Source organism: Eisenibacter elegans DSM 3317 (assembly GCF_000430505.1).
GTDB lineage: Bacteria > Bacteroidota > Bacteroidia > Cytophagales > Microscillaceae > Eisenibacter > Eisenibacter elegans.
Genome location: NZ_AUMD01000011.1, coordinates 331,064 through 347,693, shown reverse-complemented (window position 1 = coordinate 347,693; position 16,630 = coordinate 331,064). Strand labels below are relative to the sequence as shown.

The window sequence follows — 16,630 nt, the reverse complement described above, 5'->3', positions numbered from 1 at the left end:
GGGCATACATCTCTATTCCCACCTCGCGCAGCAAGTTCATTTGATTGGTGTGGCCAATCCCTCGAATTATTGCCGCCTCTCGGGTTTTTGCCTGAGGGGAAGTCGGTGATTTTTAGTGTCAAATTACATCAAAACTCCGATAACAAAACCGCTTCCCTATGCCTAACTTTGTTATGTAATCAGAAGAGTTGTGATACACAATGTACACAGTTCTTCTGCTTCACTCTCAGTGTAGCTTTAGTATTTTTCATTTGAGGTTTAGTTTTGAAAAAGGTTTAGTATGTGAAAAGCCAGTACTTATTGAGTACCGGCTTTTTTGTTGGGGTTTAGTCCTGATTTACAAAAGAAATACGGTCATACTCATCCATTTCAATCCGTACGGCAGACTCTTTGCGGATTTTGCCGGCCAGAATTTCTTTCGAGAGTTCGTTCAGGATGTGCTTTTGCAACACCCGCTTGAGTGGACGCGCCCCAAATTGAGGGTCATAGCCCATAGCGGCAAGGGTGTCGAGCACGCGGTCGTCGGCTAAGAGGGTAATGCCATTTTCAGTCAGCCTAGCTTGTATTTCGGCAAACTGAATGCCTACTATCTCGCGCAGATACTTTTTGTTGAGAGGTTGGAACATGACCGTCTCGTCGATGCGGTTCAAAAACTCAGGCCGGATGTTGCGTTTGAGCAACTCGAATACGGCTTCTTTGGTATGTTCTAGGCGCTCAAACACCTCTTCGGGGGGCAGCTCGTCTAGCCCGTTCCATTGTTGTTGGATGAGCTCAGCTCCCATATTGGAAGTCATGATGATGATGGTGTTTTTGAAGTTGGCCGTACGTCCTTTGTTGTCGGTCAGGCGGCCATCGTCGAGCACCTGCAAGAGGATATTGAACACATCGGGATGTGCTTTTTCAATCTCATCTAAGAGCACGACAGCGTAAGGTCGGCGGCGGATGGCCTCGGTAAGTTGCCCGCCTTCGTCATAACCTACGTATCCCGGAGGCGCTCCTATCAGGCGGCTCACGGCGTGCCTCTCCTGATACTCAGACATATCGATGCGCACAAGTGCATTTTCGTCATTGAAGAGGAAGGCAGCCAGAGCCTTGGCTAGCTCTGTTTTGCCTACCCCAGTGCTACCCAAGAAGAGGAAGGAGCCTATGGGGCGCTTGGGGTCTTGTAGGCCGGCACGGCTGCGGCGCACAGCATCTGATACAGCTTGGATGGCCTGCTGCTGTCCGGCTACGCGCTTGCCCAACTCTTGTTCCAGTAGGAGGAGTTTTTCGCGCTCGCTTTGGAGCATCTTGCTGACAGGGATGCCTGTCCAACGGGCGACCACCTCGGCAATATCCTCTGCCGTTACCTCCTCTTGGAGCATAGCGCCATTGGTTTGGCGCTCAGCCAATTGTGCTTGTGCTTCGGCCAACTCTTTTTCAGTTTGGAGCAGGAGGCCATAGCGTATTTCGGCCACGCGCCCGTAGTCACCTTGGCGTTCGGCCTGTTCAGCTTCAAGCTTGAGGCGTTCGATGGTTTCCTTGGCCTGACGAATATCAAGAATTATCTGTTTCTCTTGTAGCCAGCGCCCACGCAGTGTGTTGCGTTTTTCTTGTAGCTCGGCAATCTCTTGGCTGAGTTGATTTTCCTTGTTTTGGTCATTCTCACGGCGGATGGCCTCCCGTTCGATTTCGAGCTGCATCAGCTTGCGTTGCACTTCGTCTAGCTCTTCGGGCATAGAGTCGATTTCGATACGGAGTTTGGCGGCGGCCTCGTCCATCAAGTCGATGGCCTTGTCGGGCAAGAACCGCTCAGAGATGTAGCGGTTGGACAGCTCTACAGAAGCGATGATGGCATCGTCCTTGATGCGTACGCCGTGGTGTAGCTCATACTTCTCTTTCAGTCCGCGCAGGATTGAGATGGCATCTTGCACATCTGGTTCTTCGACCATAACGGCCTGAAAGCGACGCTCCAGCGCCTTATCTTTTTCAATGTATTTTTGATACTCTTTGAGCGTAGTAGCGCCGATGGTATGCAGCTCTCCACGTGCCAGCGCGGGCTTGAGTAGGTTGGCCGCATCCATGGCGCTATCGCCCCCTGCGCCGGCACCAATAAGGGTGTGTATCTCGTCGATAAAGAGGATTATTTCCCCGTCAGAGTCAATCACTTCTTTGATGACAGCCTTGAGACGCTCTTCAAACTCCCCTTTGTACTTTGCTCCGGCTACGAGCAAGCCCATATCGAGGGAGACAATCTGCTTTGACTGCAAGTTTTCGGGTACATCGCCTTCTACAATCCGCTGTGCGAGCCCTTCTACGATAGCTGTTTTGCCCACTCCCGGCTCACCGAGCAGCATCGGGTTGTTTTTGGTACGTCGGGAGAGAATCTGTAGTACCCGCCGGATTTCATCGTCGCGGCCAATGACGGGGTCGAGTTTGCCTTTTTTGGCCAAATCATTGAGGTTTTTGGAGTAGCGCTCCAAGGACTTGTATTTGGCCTCGGCATTGGGGTCGTTTACTTTTTGCCCACCGCGCAGCTCGTGGATACCTTTTTGGAGCGCCTCTTCTGTTACGCCTGTTTCTTTGAGCAGAGAGGCCGTACGGTCATTGCCTCGCAACATCGCCCAAAGCAGATGCTCTGCGGCAATAAACTCGTCCTTTTGCTCTTGGGCTATTTTTTCAGCCTGCCGAAACACATTGCCCATACTATTGGCCCAAAAAGGCTCTCCGTTGTTACGGGGAAACAACTGCAAAATACTTTCTAATTTCTGTTGTAGGTGTGTGGGGTTAATTTGCATTTTTTGTAGCAAAAACTTTATCCCGTCCTCTCCTTCTTGGAGCATCGCCTGAAGCAAGTGAGCCGCTTCTACAGCTGTATGCTGATGGCCTGCAGCAATTTGTGTGGATTTTTGAATCAGCTCCTGAGCTTTGATGGTATATTTGTTCAAGTTCATAGGTTTGTAATTTTTAGTGGGTATATCATCATCTGTACTCAATAGAAATTAGTCTGGGGGCTACACATCATTGAGCATCAAATACATCTTGGTACAAAGTCGTACGGTTACCGTTTTAGCTCCCTATTACAAGCCTTAGGCCAATACCTCAACAAGGAATAGAAGCGGTTATTTTGTCATTGATACCTTTGGAGAAAGTGTTTTTATCGGAAAAAATGGCATTTCAGCCAAACCCAAGCCTCTAATGACTGTCTTATTGGCTTACTCACGATGTAAGGGTGATGAGGGTATCAAGACTTCAAAAAAACAGCCCCTCAACACGTGGTTTTGGGGCTATGGTATTTTTTGTGGAGCGCTGTTCCTCAGTTTTACAAACCTCTAAACATTCGTCCGGCTTCGTTCCAAGGAATACGCGACAACACCAGCAAAAAGCCGATAGCATAAAAAATGAAAGCTGTACGGTGCTTGGCGGCGGCCTCACGCATACGTTTAGAGCGGCTTCGGCCTATTTGAATAACCACCGCCCCGATAATCATCATCGTAATGTGCTCTACGGCCCAGTAACGCACTGCGCTGTTACTCATCACAGCACCCATTCCTCCTTGGAAAGCCTGCAGACCAAGGGGGCTAAAGGCAAAATAAAGTACCAGCCCAATGAGGAGTTGTAGGTGGATAGTGCCTACAAAAGAAGCGCTGAGGGCGTTGTCGGCCTTGGTATACTTACCTCCGCCCAGCCACCCGGCCAGCGACTTAAAAATAACAATAGCGGCCAAAATCAACACTACCCAACGGAGCCAAGAGTGTGTTGTAAGTAATAGAGGGTACATAAGGTTTGGGTTAATGAAACAACTGGAAGTAAAACTTCAGATTCGGCCTAAAGGTTTCCCTTTTAGCGAATACTGCTATATTGGGAAGAGGTGCGGTCTTGCTCCAGATCATCGAGGCTGACCTTTACGGCATAGTTGGCGGTATCTTCCAATATTTTATCAAAGGCATACTTGATACGGTTGACCTCGTCGAGGGTAACAAAGGCACCCCCCAGGGTGAGGTATTCGAGTAGGGCGCGTATTTGGGAGAGTTTGTACGAGGTTTCGGTGTATTTGGCGCGCAATGCATCCGAGTCATAAAAAGCGCGTAAATCGCTCAATACAGTCAGAAATGCACTGATGACCAAGGCTATGGTATTGATAAACCAGTCTACCTTCAGACCCAGAATAATTTCGTGTGTGGCCAAGACTCCGGTAATATTAATCCCCAACAGAATCGTAACCAAGGCCGCCAAAGCGGTAGAAATCAGCCTGAAGAATAATGCTCCGAGCCTAGTTTTGTGTCGGCGGCGGTCGTAGAGCTTATGCATTTTAGCTATTTCTTCTTGTAAGAATTTAATCTTCCGCTCAATCTCAGCGCGCTCTTCAGGATCTTCTACAGGAACACGGTCTTTCTTGCCCAAGAGTTCGTCGGCCAGTTGGCGGATGTCGCTCTTGCCGGAGTCAAGGTGCTCGCGGTATTGCCTTGTGGTGGCGGTAGCCCCATAGTTTTGCTGTGCTGCTGCCAGTAGTTGTTGTATGGCCGACGTATCGAGGGCTTGATACGGCATCCCAAAATGTTGTTGTGCACTGCCGCCGCCAGCCATCCCTACCCCGAGTGTATTTTGGCAGTATGGGCAGCTTTGGCCGGGGGTGCTTTGTTGGCCAAACCCTTCCGGAGGAGGAATGGCCTGCTGCCCTTCACCGGCAGCCGAGGCAAGGGCTTGGAAAGGGTCTTGGTCTACACTCCCAGAGCTTTGATCGGGATTGGTTGTCGAACTATCCTCAAATTGGCGGGCAAATGCCTGTATTGGATCCTCTTCAGGATTGGGGTTGGTAGGGTCTGTTGTTTGGCTCATAGGCTTCAATGGGCACAAGCGATGTTAAAAAAATAGCTTTTGCGAAGTTAAGCTTTTTTCGTGGTCTTGCAAGATTCGTTATCCAAGAGCGGGCGCTATTTTGGAAAAATCCACCTAAGTCTTGTATATTTGCGAAATTATGCCAAAATTTATTTGATTTAAGGATTACTTGATTTGGTTTTCTTGATTCTCAAGAATTTTCAGCGTGGATATTCCCCAAATTAATTTTGGTTGGGTATAATGATTTTTAGAACATCAATTCCCAAAACTAGTTTCTGTTACGTCTATCACACACATATGCTGCTTTTTAGGTTGATATAACTTTATTTTTAGCCAATGCAGCCCTGCCAAAAAACCGCTCCAAAAATAGTATTATGAATATATTTGTTGTAGGTGCTACCGGCTATGTAGGACTACCCTTATGTGAGGCGCTGCTCGCCGCCGGTCATCAAGTACGAGCGCTTTGCCGCTCTGAAGCCAAAGCCGCCCCGCTCAAAGCCTTAGGCATCACCTGTATCAGCGGGGACTTGTCGGACGTAGAGAGCCTGCGTCGTGGGATGGAAGGCTGTCAACAAGCCTATCATTTGGCCGCTTTTGCCTCGGCTTGGCACAAAAACCCGCAGGTGTTTTATGACATCAATGTTCAAGGGACGCTCAACGTGCTCGAAGCCGCCCTAAGTACTGGGTTGGAAAAGGTCGTTTTGACTTCTACAGCAGGGGTGATTGGCGCTTCGCCTTCCGCTCAAAGCAGCGTACACGAAGCCAGCAACCCTAACGTACAACCCACCACCCTATACGAAATCACCAAGCTCAAGGCCGAGCGTGAGGCCATCGCCTTTGCCAACCGTAGCGGTCTAGCGGTTACGATTGTCAACCCCAGCCGTATCTATGGCCCCGGACAACTGACTGAAAGCAATGCCGCTACCAAGCTCATCAAGAGGTGTTATGAAGGTAAATGGCGCATTCTGCCCGGCAATGGAGAGAGTATGGGCAATTATGTTTACATAGATGATGTGGTACAAGGCCACTTACAGGCGATGCAATATGGCCAAAGTGGGCATCGTTATATCTTGGGTGGAGAAAATGTGTCGTTCAAGGAATTTTTTGGCCTGATTCGTGAACTCTCTCCCCACAACAAACGTCTTTACAAGCTGCCTGTGCCTATTATGATGGGATTTGCCCACAGCCAACTGCTAATGGCCGAGTGGTTTGGCCGTCATCCGCTCATTATCCCTGCTTTTGTTCGCAAATACAATTATCATTGGAATCTCAGCAGCCAAAAGGCTATACAGGAGCTTGGGTATCAGATTACCCCCCTGCGTCAAGGCGTGATGCAAACAATCGAATGGTTCAATCAAAATCAGTACGAACGTGTCTAGAAGCAAAAAATATGCGCTCATTACCGGCGCTAGTGCGGGTATTGGCAAAGCCCTCGCCGTCGCTTGCGCACAACAAGGCCGAAATGTCATTTTGGTCGCGCTGCCGGGAGCGCTTTTGGAAGAGGCAGCCCGCGAAATTCAGACCCAATACTCCGTAAAAGTACAGTACTACGGCATTGACTTGAGTAGCCAAGGAGCAGCGCTCGAAATATACCAGTGGTGCAAACAAGAGCGGCTGTCTGTAGACTTGCTCATCAACAACGCCGGTATGGGTGCCGCCGGAGCCTTCGATGAGTTTGATTACCGTTTTTATGAGACGATGCTCCAGCTCAATGTGATGACCTTGGTGCTGCTCACACGCCTATTTTTAGATGATCTCAAGGCACAACCCAAGGCCGGTATCATCAACCTTGGCAGTGCGGCATCGTTTTTTGATGTGCCTTATAAGCTGGTCTATTCTTCAAGCAAGAGCTTCATCTACTCCTTCTCTCGCGCCCTACGCCAAGAGCTGCGGGGCAGCAATATCCAGGTAACCGTTGTGTGTCCGGGAGGGGTCAATACCAGCCCCGAGGTGATGCAACGCACCAAAGAGGCCGGTAAATTTGCAGAGGCGATGTTGTTAGAGCCTTCTTTTGTAGCCGAAAAAGCGCTCAGCGCTCTTGCCAAAGGCAGGGCTGTATCTACTCCAGGGTTTATTGGTACGGTATACCGCTGGGCGAGCTGGATAGTACCCTACAACCTACAGATGCGCTGGCTGTCGGCGATCTTCTCCAAAAGCAAGAAAAATACGCCTGTAAAGGCTGTTCCTGAAGGGCTCCAAGCACCCAATGCAGCGCTGATGCCACAGCCCGTAGAAATCACTAATTCTCAAAAACAGGCTCTAAACTAACACCTGTCGAAAGAAATCTGCCGTAGCAGCACATAGCTGCTCAGCCAAAGGCGGCAAGGAAGTCTGGTCGTAGGGGTGATATCCCCCAAAAGTATGGGCTGCCTCCGGAATAAGCAGCAGGCGGCTGTCGGGCTTCCAGCGATGTAACTCGTGGGCAAAATCCACCGGCACAGAGGTATCCGCAGTGCCATGGGCAAATAGCACAGGAATACGCAAACGCCTCACTGCTGCCTCCACGTCTAGTCGCTCGGCATTGTCTAACACATCTTGGTAATAAGCCTTGTAAAGGGGCAGTTGCTGTTTGGTGCGCCCATTGTGCACATAGACTACCCCATTTTTTTCTACTTCTGCGATGTTGGCGGGAGTCCAAAAATGCCGGCTTGACTTGATAGCCGCCCAAGTAGCCACAGCCTTGATACGAGCATCTTCGCCTGCCTTGAGCAATACCAAGGCTCCCCCACGGCTATGGCCTATCAGTGCTACCTTCGAAGCATCGAGGGCAGCGGCAAAAGGCCGCTCTGCTTGTGTTAAAAAATCAATGGCTGCACCAATATCATCCAAATCTACCGAAAACAAATCGTTGCCATAAGCCTGCAAGTCTACTATCTGTTGGGGGCGTAGTAGGGTTGTTCCGTTGCGCGAAAGATTCATCCGCACAGCCACAAAGCCAGCTTCGGCCAAATACTCCGTTATCAGAGGGAAGTGTCCCCAATCTTTGAAGGCATTGAAACCATGTACAAAAAGCACTAAAGGGCGTTTTTTTGCTCCGTCTTGGTGTTGTATGTCTAGCGTAAAAGGCCGTCCGTCACTCGGAGAGCGTAATACGAGATTGTTGTATGAGGTATGTAGCATAAGTTTGGATTGACGAGTTTAGATTGACGATTGACGAGTTTGGATTTTGACGATTAAATCGTAAGTCCCAAATCGTAAATCATAAGCTGTTTTATTGCGTCGAGAGCCGTAAGGGGTAAGCCTATATGTGGGGCTTCTATTTCGGGGTAATCAGGGTTGATGCGTATGACTAAGGCTTCTTGTTGGCGCATCAGTCGCTGACTAAAAGCCCTGATTGCTTTGATGTGGATGCCAGCCCCAATTTCGAGCGCCACCCAGCGCTTATGGGCGTGTAGGTCCAAAAAACGTTCCCAAACTTGTTTTTGTGCTTCTACCCTTTCCCTGACAAACGTGTCGTCTTGGAAGAGTAAGACATTGGGTCGAGCTAAGGCTCCACAGTTAGGACAATGTGGAAGGTCTGAGAGTTCAAGCCTTGGAGCCTCTGGATCAAACCGGAAGTTTGCCTTCCAGTAGGTGGGTTGGCAAGGCCTACTACACTGCCAAAAAGCACCGCTACCGTGTATTTCGTAGATGTGTATAGGATCAAAACCAGCCTTGGCAAACAAGCCGTCGACATTGGAGGTGATGCAGAAGTGAGGCAAGTCTCGCTGTTCGACATAGGCTTTGAGCCAAGCAAAGCCCTCGTGCGGGTCAATACTGAGACTACGACGGTAGCCCTTGGCAAACCTACGCCACATATACAGCGGGTGTTCGAGGATGTAGGCCGGAGTCATTAGGTGTCGGATATCGCCTTGGCGCTCCCCTTCGAGCTGCCCCCACAAACCGTTGTTGCCCCTGTAGGTTGGGATTCCGGAGTCGGCACTCATCCCTGCGCCAGTATTGATCAACAATACCTCGGCTTGCGCCAGATATTCCCTAGCTTCTTGAACAAGTACCTGAGTTGTTTGGTGGTTGTGCATACGCTACTTTTGTAGTATCTTGAAGACGTTTTGGTCAATTGCTCCTATTTGAACAAATGTTGTGCAATGAAATACTCCCATTTGCCATTTTTTTGTCTGATATTGCTCCTTGGGCTGTCGGGTTTGCAAGGTTGTAAATTTCGCGCCGACAGCACCGATGTGTTGGCCCGCAAAGTATTTGAGGCATTCCAAGAAGATAACTTTGAGATACTCGAACCCATTTTGCCCGACAAGCGGGTGTTGGAATTGATGTATTATCAGCTCCAAGCCACCCAAGAGGCAGAGGTTACCCTCCAACATAATGATATGGAGCAGCTATCGCAAATTGTTCTTCAGGGGCTGAAACGAGGCTTTCAACAACTACAACGGGAAAGCATAACCAAAGGACTGAATACGACCCAGTGCCGATACTTAGAAAGCAAGGCCCGCGCCACCAACAGTCAAGGAATAGAGACGACAGAGGTTACGGTTTTTTTTCAATATGGTAACGAGCAGCTTAGCCTACTCTTTACGGCGGTAAAGGTGTATGATGGGTGGTATTTGTGGGAAGGGCTACGCCCCGGTTATTGGTATAGCGTCTCCTAAATTTTGATTTTCTATTTATAGCCCAAAGCATACTTCCTTTATGAACGAACCCTCTCGCCGTCGATTTATCCGCCAAACAGCCCTGAGCGGCGCTGCCTTGGCTGCCGCAGGCTTGGGCGCGTGCCAGAGCAACAGCAGCCCCGCCGAGAAACAAGTCAATATCCAAACCTCCGACAAGAAGTACCAATGGCGGATGGTAACTACTTGGCCGCCCAAATTCCCCGTATTGGGAGAAGGCCTAGAGTTGTTGTCGCAATGGGTTCGGGAGGCTTCTGGCGGGCGGCTCGAAATCAAAGTATACGGCGGTGGAGAGCTAGTGCCGATTTTGGAGTGTTTTGATGCTGTCAGCCAAGGCGCAGCACAGATGGCCAGCGGCGTTTCGTATTATTGGGCAGGCAAAGCCCCCGCTGCGCAGTTTTTTGCAGCCATTCCTTTTGGGCTTAATGCCCAACAAATGAACGCTTGGCTCATCAATGGCGGCGGGCTGGCGCTATGGGAAGAACTGTATGCCAACTTTAACCTGATTCCTTTTCCCGGGGGCAATACCGGAATGCAGATGGGCGGATGGTTTCGGAAAGAAATCAAAACAGCTGCCGACCTCAAAGGACTGAAAATGCGCATCCCCGGCCTCGGCGGTAAAGTTTTGGCCAAGGCTGGCGGTACGGCAGTGCTCTCTCCGGCTACCGAGCTGTATACCAACTTAGAGCGGGGTATCATTGATGCCACAGAGTGGATAGGCCCCTATCACGACTACCTGATGGGCTTCTATAATGTGGCCAAGTACTACTACTACCCCGGCTGGCACGAGACCGGCCCTACCCTCGAAGTCTTTGTCAACAAAAAACAAATGGAAGCCCTACCACTTGACCTACAGGCCATCCTGCGGGCTGCTATCTATCGCCTAAACTTGTGGACTTTGGGTGAGTTTGAGGCCAAAAACAATTTCTACCTCAACAAACTCATCCGCGAAGAAGGAGTCCAATTGAGGGCCTACCCCAAGCCGGTGCTCGATACCCTGTACACCCATACCCAAACTGTATTGGAAGAACTAACCTCCAAAGACCCTTTCAGCAAAAAGGTCTATGCTTCGCTAGAGCGCTTCCGCCAAGATATTCGGCCTTGGAGCGAAATTACAGAAAAGGTTTTCTACAATCAGATCCAACGCTAAGCAGGAAGGATTTGAATGCAATAGTGCCAAATTTTGACGAACTTGACTATCTTTGTAAGGGAGGCATCGGCTACTCTGCCTTGTGGTAGTGCTAATGGGCACAATCCTTGCACTTTCTCCCCCCAACACAGACTTTTGATGCAAGCGCAACAACAGTATATATGAAACAGATTCGTGGGATACGTTTGTTATTTCGGAAAAATGCCGTTACAGCGCGGCTTTTCTGGCTGTTTTTTGTCTTATTCGTTATGTATCTCAGTGCGGCTTCGGTCATGTGGGTACGGGTAGGAGAAATCAACGCCAAAGCCAAAAACATACGCCAAAAAAGCTTGCTGATTAGCAATTACAGCCTCCGGCTGAATATTGCGATTGGGCGCGGGGTGTATTTTGCCCAAAACAACCTCATTACCGAAGATATTCTAAGCATAACAACCTACCAACAACTATGGGGCAACCAAGTCATCCCCTTGGCCGACTCGCTTGTCAATACAGCCGCAACGCTACAGAGCCTCGACCTCCAGCAGCGCGTCCAACAGCTCCGCGAAGATATTATTTTGCTCCAAGGTGAGATAGACCGTTTCCTCAATACCCCCCGCAACAATACCACCCGCCTTCGACAAACAGACAACCGCATCAATATCCTCTTCAAAAATATCAACAAAGAACTGGTCGACATTTACCAACTCGAAGAAGAAAGTGTACGGACAGATATTACTGAAATCGAAAACGAAAGCTGGCGCATCATCTATGTCTCGCTCTTGGTAGTGTTTGTGATTATCTTGGTAGGGGTGATTGCCTCCAACCTCATTATCAGCCGTGTAAACAAAGGCATGCGTACTATCGACGAATACCTCAAGATATTGATTGGTGGCAATATCCCTACCGAGGCTATCGACCAGCAAGTCTATGAGCTTTCGGTGATAGACCAAAGCCTATCCCGACTGACACGGCGCTTCCAACGCCTCAAAGTATTTGCCGAAGAAGTAAGCCAGGGCTATTACAACACCGAAGCCATTGTGTTTGACAATGAGGGGGAGCTAGGGCAAATCATCGCTTCTATGCGCAATAGCCTCCACCAAATTTCTATCGAAAACAGCGAACGCAACTGGATTAACGAAGGTTTTGCCAAGTTTAGTGAAATCTTACGTTATGATGATCAAGACTCTCAGGGCTTTTATGATCGTATCATTGCCGCCATTGTAGATTATTTGGACATCAACCAAGGGGGGATTTTCACGGTAGAATCTAAAACCATTAGCGAAGGCGAAGGCCGCAATCAAACAACCCGCCAAGAGCATTATATGCGCCTACAGGCAGCCTATGCTTTTCAAAGACATAAATTTTTGCAAAAACAAATCGCCGAAGGCGAAGGCCTCGTCGGCAGGGCTTGGCGCGAACGCGATAAGGTATACCTCACCGAAATACCTGAAGACTACGCCCACATCACCTCGGGCTTGGGCGGCTCACGCCCTAAGAGCATCTTGATTATGCCTCTTATCAGCAACGAGCAAGTTTTTGGTGTATTAGAGTTAGCCGCCTTTGAGGTACTCCCTGCCTACAAAATTCAGTTTGTGGAGCGTGTCAGCGAGAGTATCGCCATCGCTATTGCCAAGGCCCAAACGGATGCCAACAACCGCCGTATGATGAACGAGTCAAATGTAATGTTGACCCAAATGCGCATCCAAGAACGTCAGTTCAAGAAAATTGTGGAGCAGCTCCAACGCTCCGAAAAAGAAACCAAGCACGCCCGTATGGAGCTAGAAAGCGAACGTGCCGCCCTAGACCAAGTGTTCTCTATTGCCGAAATCGATAAGAATGGGCGATTCCGCACCGTCAATGATGTGCTCAAGCGCCTGTCGGGGTATAGCCAACAAGAACTCATCGGCCAACACTTTGAAATACTGCTCGGAGATGCCAAAAATAGCATAGAACTGAGCCGCAGACACTGGACTCAGGTGCTGGATGGCCAAATACTCAAAAGCGAGTTTGTTCGCTTCAACAAAAACGGCAAACCTTTCTGGATGTATGAGGTCGTTTATCCAGTAATAGATACAGAGGGAAAGGTCGAAAAAATATACTCTATCGGCTATGACATCACCAAGCAAAAAGAACAAGAGATGGAAATCAAACGCCAGCTCGAAGAACTGCAAGAGGCCGAAGAACAAGCCCACTTTGAAATCGCTCAGCTCAAACTAGAGTATGAAACCCGCTTGGGAGAAAAAGAAAAACAATTGCAGGAGCTCAAAAAACAAGTCAATATCGACTAAGGAAATGTATGGAAGCAGACAAGCAAGCGCTAAATCCCTCTAAAGATATGCTGGCACAGTTGTGGCAGCCTAGAGCCATCTTGTCTATCCGGCAACGTATCTGGATTGGGATGGGAGCGGTGTTGGTGCTGATTGTGCTCTTTATAGGCATTATCTACACACAAGGGATGTTGGTACGCCAACAAACCTTGCGCTACGAACAACTCTTTGACCGTGTGCCAACCAACTCCGCACAAATCCAGCTAGCGCTGTCAGATATTCGCTATCAACTTCAGGGGCGCATTTTTGTGCCCCCCGACGAGAAGCCTAGTGTCAGGGTTGGTGTTCGGAACAAACTAGAAGAAATCTGGGAAGAGCAAGTCCGGCAATATTTCAATACCAATGACCAGTGTTTTGCCCAACATACCCTGCCCGCCCACCTTCATACCCAACACCAACAAGTAGCCAAGCTGCTCAACCAACTCTACTTGGTATTAGAAAAAGCCAAACCCTTGGTGGCTCACCCGCCCTCTACGGCCATCAGCAATACAGACAGCAGCACAGCGGCCATTGTTCGGTATTACCATGCTCCCCTCGACTCGCTCTACCAATCGGAGTTTTTGCCTATACTGCAACAATGGCAAATAGCACAACAAAAGTCTCTCAACCAACTTGATACACAGCGCAACATCGAAGCCCAAAGTATGGCTACAAGCCTTTGGATGTTGCGTTTTTTGGCCATCATCTGCTGGGTATTGATTTTTGCTGTTTTGGGTGCAATGGGCTACTTTTTGAGTAAGCAAATCCGGGATGAGGTACAGCGTTATGAAATCTATACCCAACAACTCATCCACGGCCATATCCCTGATACCTTACATACACACAGCGCCGAATTTGCTACCCTTACCCAACAACTCAATATCCTACAGCAAAATTTTGCGCAGCTAAGCCACTACGCCCACGACATCAGCCAAGGCCGATACAATACCCAAGCCCTACAATGGGGAAATCAGGGTACGCTGGGACAGGCGCTCTGGGAAATGCACAGCAGCTTTGCCCAAACCGCTACCCAAAATGAAATGCGCCTTTGGCGCAACCAAGGCCTGGCTATCTTTGCCGAATTACTCCGCACCTACCAAGATAACCTCGTGAACCTTGCCGAGCGCCTCATCACCCGCTTGGTAGCTTATCTGGAAGTAGAGCAAGGGCTGTTTTATTTGCTCGAAACAGAAACCTTTGAGACCAAAGAAAAAGATGGCGGCTCGCTTAGGTTTGTTGCCTCTTATGGCTTCGAACAACCGGTGGACTTCCGTGAGTTTGTACGCCTAGGGCAAGGCCTGGTAGGCCAAGCTTGGCAAGAAGGGCAAACACTATACACCGAAAACATTCCGGCAAGCTACCTCCATAACATCAGCTCCAGCCTCGGCAATGCCACCCCTGCCTGCCTATTGGTAGTACCCCTGCGTTACAATGAACAGACCTACGGTGCGATAGAACTCAGTAGCTTCAAGCAAATTCCGGCAGCGCGGGTAGCTTTTGTAGAAGAAATTGCCGAAGATATTGCCTCTACCATAGCTGCCTCCAAAAGCTACCAACAAACCCGCGAGCTGCTCACAGCCTCTCAGCAGCTGACCAAAAACCTACGCACCAAAGAACTCGAAACCCAACAGACACTCCACGAACTGCAAGAAACCCAAGAACGGATGGCTATCGCCCAGCGTACACTGGCCGAAAAAGAAGCCAACCTCGATGCACTTATCAACAACACCTCTCACGCTATCTTGGCCTTCGATACCCGATACAATATCACGGTGCTCAACAAGGCGATGAAAGAAATATATGCGGCTGAAGGCATTCACCTCAATCCCGGCAAAAACTTATTGCGAGACCTGCCTTCACAGGATATCAACCGACACCGCCAAGAGTATGAACGCGCACTTGCTGGTGAGAAGTTTGACGTAACCCGTGTATCTCAACAAAAAGGATATCCCCGTTTTCATAAATTGAGCTACAACCCCATCCACGACGACAGCCAGCGCGTTATTGGGGCTTCGATATTCATCGAAAATATCACCCAACAGATGAGCGCCGAAATAGCGCTCAAAAAAACAGAAGCCAGCCTACAGTCGCTCATCAATGATACCGAAGACCTGATTCTGTCGCTTGATAGCCAATACCAAATCATCGTAGCCAATGAGGCCTTTATCAACTACTACAAACACCTAGGCCGAACTGTAAAGCTAAATCGAAACTTGCTGGACATAGCCCTCGATGAGCGCGAACGCCGCTTTTGGAAACGAAACCTACAACGCGCCCTCAAAGGTGAACGCTTTGTAAAGCAAATCAGCTTCAAAGAACAACAACGAAAGCAGTATTGGGACTATTGGTTTAACCCTATCCACGACGAAAACCAGCAAATAAGTGGCGTTTCGGTGTTTGTACGCAATGTAACTAGCCACAAAGAAGCCGAAGTAATGCTCAAATATCTTTTGCTCGAATCATTAGAAAACGACCCTGGCTTCCATAACCCACACCCTGATACTCCTTCGTCCATCAACGACGGCAGTCAAGGCTAGCGCCCCCTACTCAGCCAGCCCCAAGCATTTCCATAGGGTTTGTTTTGGCCTATTTTTTTAGTATGTTAGCTGTTCAAACTTGTATTTTGATTACACTAACCTACCCACTGCCCTATGACCCGTTTTATTACCCCCAAAAATAACCCTACCCAACTCCAAGCCCAACAATCAGAAGCTATGCCTGATGTGTTGGAAGATGAGGTGCTTTTTCGAATAGAGAAATATGCGCTTACGGCCAATAACTTGACTTATGCTGTGATGGGCGAACGACTACGCTACTGGGAGTTTTTCCCTGAAGCCGATACCGCCAACGGTGTCATCCCAGTATGGGGATTTGCTGAAGTGATGGCCTCCAATCATCCCGACATCAGCGAAGGCGAACGGTTTTATGGCTATTTTCCAATGGCCAAGTACCTCAAAGTGTTGCCCGGACACGTCAGCGATTTTGGCTTTACAGATACGGCTCCCCACCGTCGAGAATTGGCCTCTGTATACAATTATTACAACCAAATCCACCACGACCCCAGTTACCAAGCGGAAGTAGAAGATTATCTGCCAGTGCTGAAACCGCTATTTGTAACCTCCTTTCTGAACTATCACTTCCTTTATGACCAAGGGTTCAAAGGCGCTACCCAAATACTATTGACCAGCGCCTCGTCCAAAACTGCCCTCGGCTTGGCTTTTATGCTCAAACAACAGCAAGTATACCACAACAAACTCATCATCGGACTGACCTCAGAGGCTAACCTTGATTTTGTCCGACAAACAGGTTATTATGACCAAGTATATACTTACCAACAATGGGCAGATATTGCGCTAAAGCCTAGCCTTATTGTCGATTTTGCGGGCAATGCTGAGCGGCTACAGCAGCTCTCACTACACCTTGGCGAACTCCTCAAGTATATTTCTCTGATAGGCTTGGCCGACTGGCAAGCCGCGCATAATTTCAAGACCCTGCCACAGTCTGAGTTTTTCTTTGCGCCTACTGTGGCCAAACAAAAGTTTGCCGAGTGGGGAATTGTCGAAGCCAATCAAAAAATAGCCACTCAGTTTTTGGCCTTTGTAGACCAAGCCAAGCAATCGTTAGCCATACACTATCTGCAAACGCCCGCAGCCGTCGCAGAGGTCTACACCCAATTGGTCGAGGGTACTGTAGATCCATCCAAAGCCTATATCGTGCAGATTTGAGCAATCGTTGCGAGTAACTCCTCAAGGGTT

Annotated in this window: 12 protein-coding genes; 7 read left to right on the top strand and 5 right to left on the bottom strand. The window is 49.0% G+C overall.

Going from position 1 to position 16,630, the window contains the following annotated elements; translation table 11 throughout:
- Positions 1 to 326: 326 nt before the first annotated feature.
- The 3 genes from clpB to G499_RS0102150 all read right to left on the bottom strand — a co-directional run bounded on the left by clpB (position 327) and on the right by G499_RS0102150 (position 4,818).
- Positions 327 to 2,933 carry an ATP-dependent chaperone ClpB gene (gene clpB, locus G499_RS0102165; RefSeq protein ID WP_026998581.1) on the bottom strand — a complete coding sequence of 869 codons (2,607 nt, stop codon included), beginning with the start codon at positions 2,931 to 2,933 and terminating at the stop codon, positions 327 to 329.
- A gap of 368 nt (positions 2,934 to 3,301) precedes the next feature.
- On the bottom strand, positions 3,302 to 3,760 hold the full coding sequence (locus G499_RS0102155) for a hypothetical protein (RefSeq protein ID WP_026998580.1): 459 nt from the start codon (positions 3,758 to 3,760) through the stop codon (positions 3,302 to 3,304).
- A gap of 62 nt (positions 3,761 to 3,822) precedes the next feature.
- Entirely contained in the window at positions 3,823 to 4,818 is a 996-nt protein-coding gene (locus tag G499_RS0102150) for an SLATT domain-containing protein (protein WP_154658280.1), read from the bottom strand.
- A gap of 374 nt (positions 4,819 to 5,192) precedes the next feature.
- On the opposite strand from G499_RS0102150, the gene G499_RS0102145 reads away from it, so the two are divergent.
- Positions 5,193 to 6,197, top strand: coding sequence for an SDR family oxidoreductase (locus G499_RS0102145; protein ID WP_026998578.1), 1,005 nt, complete (start codon positions 5,193 to 5,195; stop codon positions 6,195 to 6,197).
- On the top strand, positions 6,190 to 7,086 hold the full coding sequence (locus G499_RS18405) for an SDR family NAD(P)-dependent oxidoreductase (protein WP_051295839.1): 897 nt from the start codon (positions 6,190 to 6,192) through the stop codon (positions 7,084 to 7,086). The genes G499_RS0102145 and G499_RS18405 overlap by 8 nt, the downstream gene beginning before the upstream one ends.
- Here G499_RS18405 and G499_RS0102135 read toward each other — a convergent pair.
- Both G499_RS0102135 and G499_RS18400 read right to left on the bottom strand, forming a co-directional pair.
- Positions 7,078 to 7,938 carry an alpha/beta hydrolase family protein gene (locus G499_RS0102135; protein WP_026998577.1) on the bottom strand — a complete coding sequence of 287 codons (861 nt, stop codon included), beginning with the start codon at positions 7,936 to 7,938 and terminating at the stop codon, positions 7,078 to 7,080. The genes G499_RS18405 and G499_RS0102135 overlap by 9 nt on opposite strands.
- Positions 7,939 to 7,991: 53 nt before the next feature.
- A complete protein-coding gene (locus tag G499_RS18400) occupies positions 7,992 to 8,837 on the bottom strand; it encodes an SIR2 family NAD-dependent protein deacylase (RefSeq protein ID WP_051295838.1) in 846 nt (281 codons plus the stop codon).
- 66 nt (positions 8,838 to 8,903) lie between these two features.
- On the opposite strand from G499_RS18400, the gene G499_RS0102125 reads away from it, so the two are divergent.
- From G499_RS0102125 to G499_RS18395, 5 genes are all read left to right on the top strand, one after another.
- On the top strand, positions 8,904 to 9,422 hold the full coding sequence (locus G499_RS0102125) for a hypothetical protein (RefSeq protein WP_026998576.1): 519 nt from the start codon (positions 8,904 to 8,906) through the stop codon (positions 9,420 to 9,422).
- 40 nt (positions 9,423 to 9,462) lie between these two features.
- Positions 9,463 to 10,590, top strand: a complete 1,128-nt coding sequence (locus G499_RS0102120) for a TRAP transporter substrate-binding protein (RefSeq protein ID WP_026998575.1) — start codon at positions 9,463 to 9,465, stop codon at positions 10,588 to 10,590.
- 161 nt (positions 10,591 to 10,751) lie between these two features.
- On the top strand, positions 10,752 to 12,857 hold the full coding sequence (locus tag G499_RS0102115; protein WP_026998574.1) for a PAS domain S-box protein: 2,106 nt from the start codon (positions 10,752 to 10,754) through the stop codon (positions 12,855 to 12,857).
- A gap of 8 nt (positions 12,858 to 12,865) precedes the next feature.
- Positions 12,866 to 15,412: a PAS domain-containing protein gene (locus tag G499_RS0102110; RefSeq protein ID WP_026998573.1), complete on the top strand. Its 2,547-nt coding sequence runs from the start codon at positions 12,866 to 12,868 to the stop codon at positions 15,410 to 15,412.
- A gap of 114 nt (positions 15,413 to 15,526) precedes the next feature.
- The gene (locus tag G499_RS18395; RefSeq protein WP_035726259.1) at positions 15,527 to 16,600 is read left to right on the top strand and encodes a DUF2855 family protein; all 1,074 of its coding nucleotides are present in this window, start codon (positions 15,527 to 15,529) and stop codon (positions 16,598 to 16,600) included.
- Positions 16,601 to 16,630: the final 30 nt, after the last annotated feature.

What these genes read in the sequence shown, in the direction of transcription:
- clpB (WP_026998581.1), bottom strand. Translation starts at nt 2,933, where the DNA reads ATGAACTTGAACAAATATACCATCAAAGCTCAGGAGCTGATTCAAAAA.
- G499_RS0102110 (WP_026998573.1), top strand. Translation starts at nt 12,866, where the DNA reads ATGGAAGCAGACAAGCAAGCGCTAAATCCCTCTAAAGATATGCTGGCA.
- G499_RS18400 (WP_051295838.1), bottom strand. Translation starts at nt 8,837, where the DNA reads ATGCACAACCACCAAACAACTCAGGTACTTGTTCAAGAAGCTAGGGAA.
- G499_RS0102150 (WP_154658280.1), bottom strand. Translation starts at nt 4,818, where the DNA reads ATGAGCCAAACAACAGACCCTACCAACCCCAATCCTGAAGAGGATCCA.
- G499_RS0102135 (WP_026998577.1), bottom strand. Translation starts at nt 7,938, where the DNA reads ATGCTACATACCTCATACAACAATCTCGTATTACGCTCTCCGAGTGAC.
- G499_RS0102125 (WP_026998576.1), top strand. Translation starts at nt 8,904, where the DNA reads ATGAAATACTCCCATTTGCCATTTTTTTGTCTGATATTGCTCCTTGGG.
- G499_RS18395 (WP_035726259.1), top strand. Translation starts at nt 15,527, where the DNA reads ATGACCCGTTTTATTACCCCCAAAAATAACCCTACCCAACTCCAAGCC.
- G499_RS0102115 (WP_026998574.1), top strand. Translation starts at nt 10,752, where the DNA reads ATGAAACAGATTCGTGGGATACGTTTGTTATTTCGGAAAAATGCCGTT.
- G499_RS0102155 (WP_026998580.1), bottom strand. Translation starts at nt 3,760, where the DNA reads ATGTACCCTCTATTACTTACAACACACTCTTGGCTCCGTTGGGTAGTG.
- G499_RS0102145 (WP_026998578.1), top strand. Translation starts at nt 5,193, where the DNA reads ATGAATATATTTGTTGTAGGTGCTACCGGCTATGTAGGACTACCCTTA.
- G499_RS0102120 (WP_026998575.1), top strand. Translation starts at nt 9,463, where the DNA reads ATGAACGAACCCTCTCGCCGTCGATTTATCCGCCAAACAGCCCTGAGC.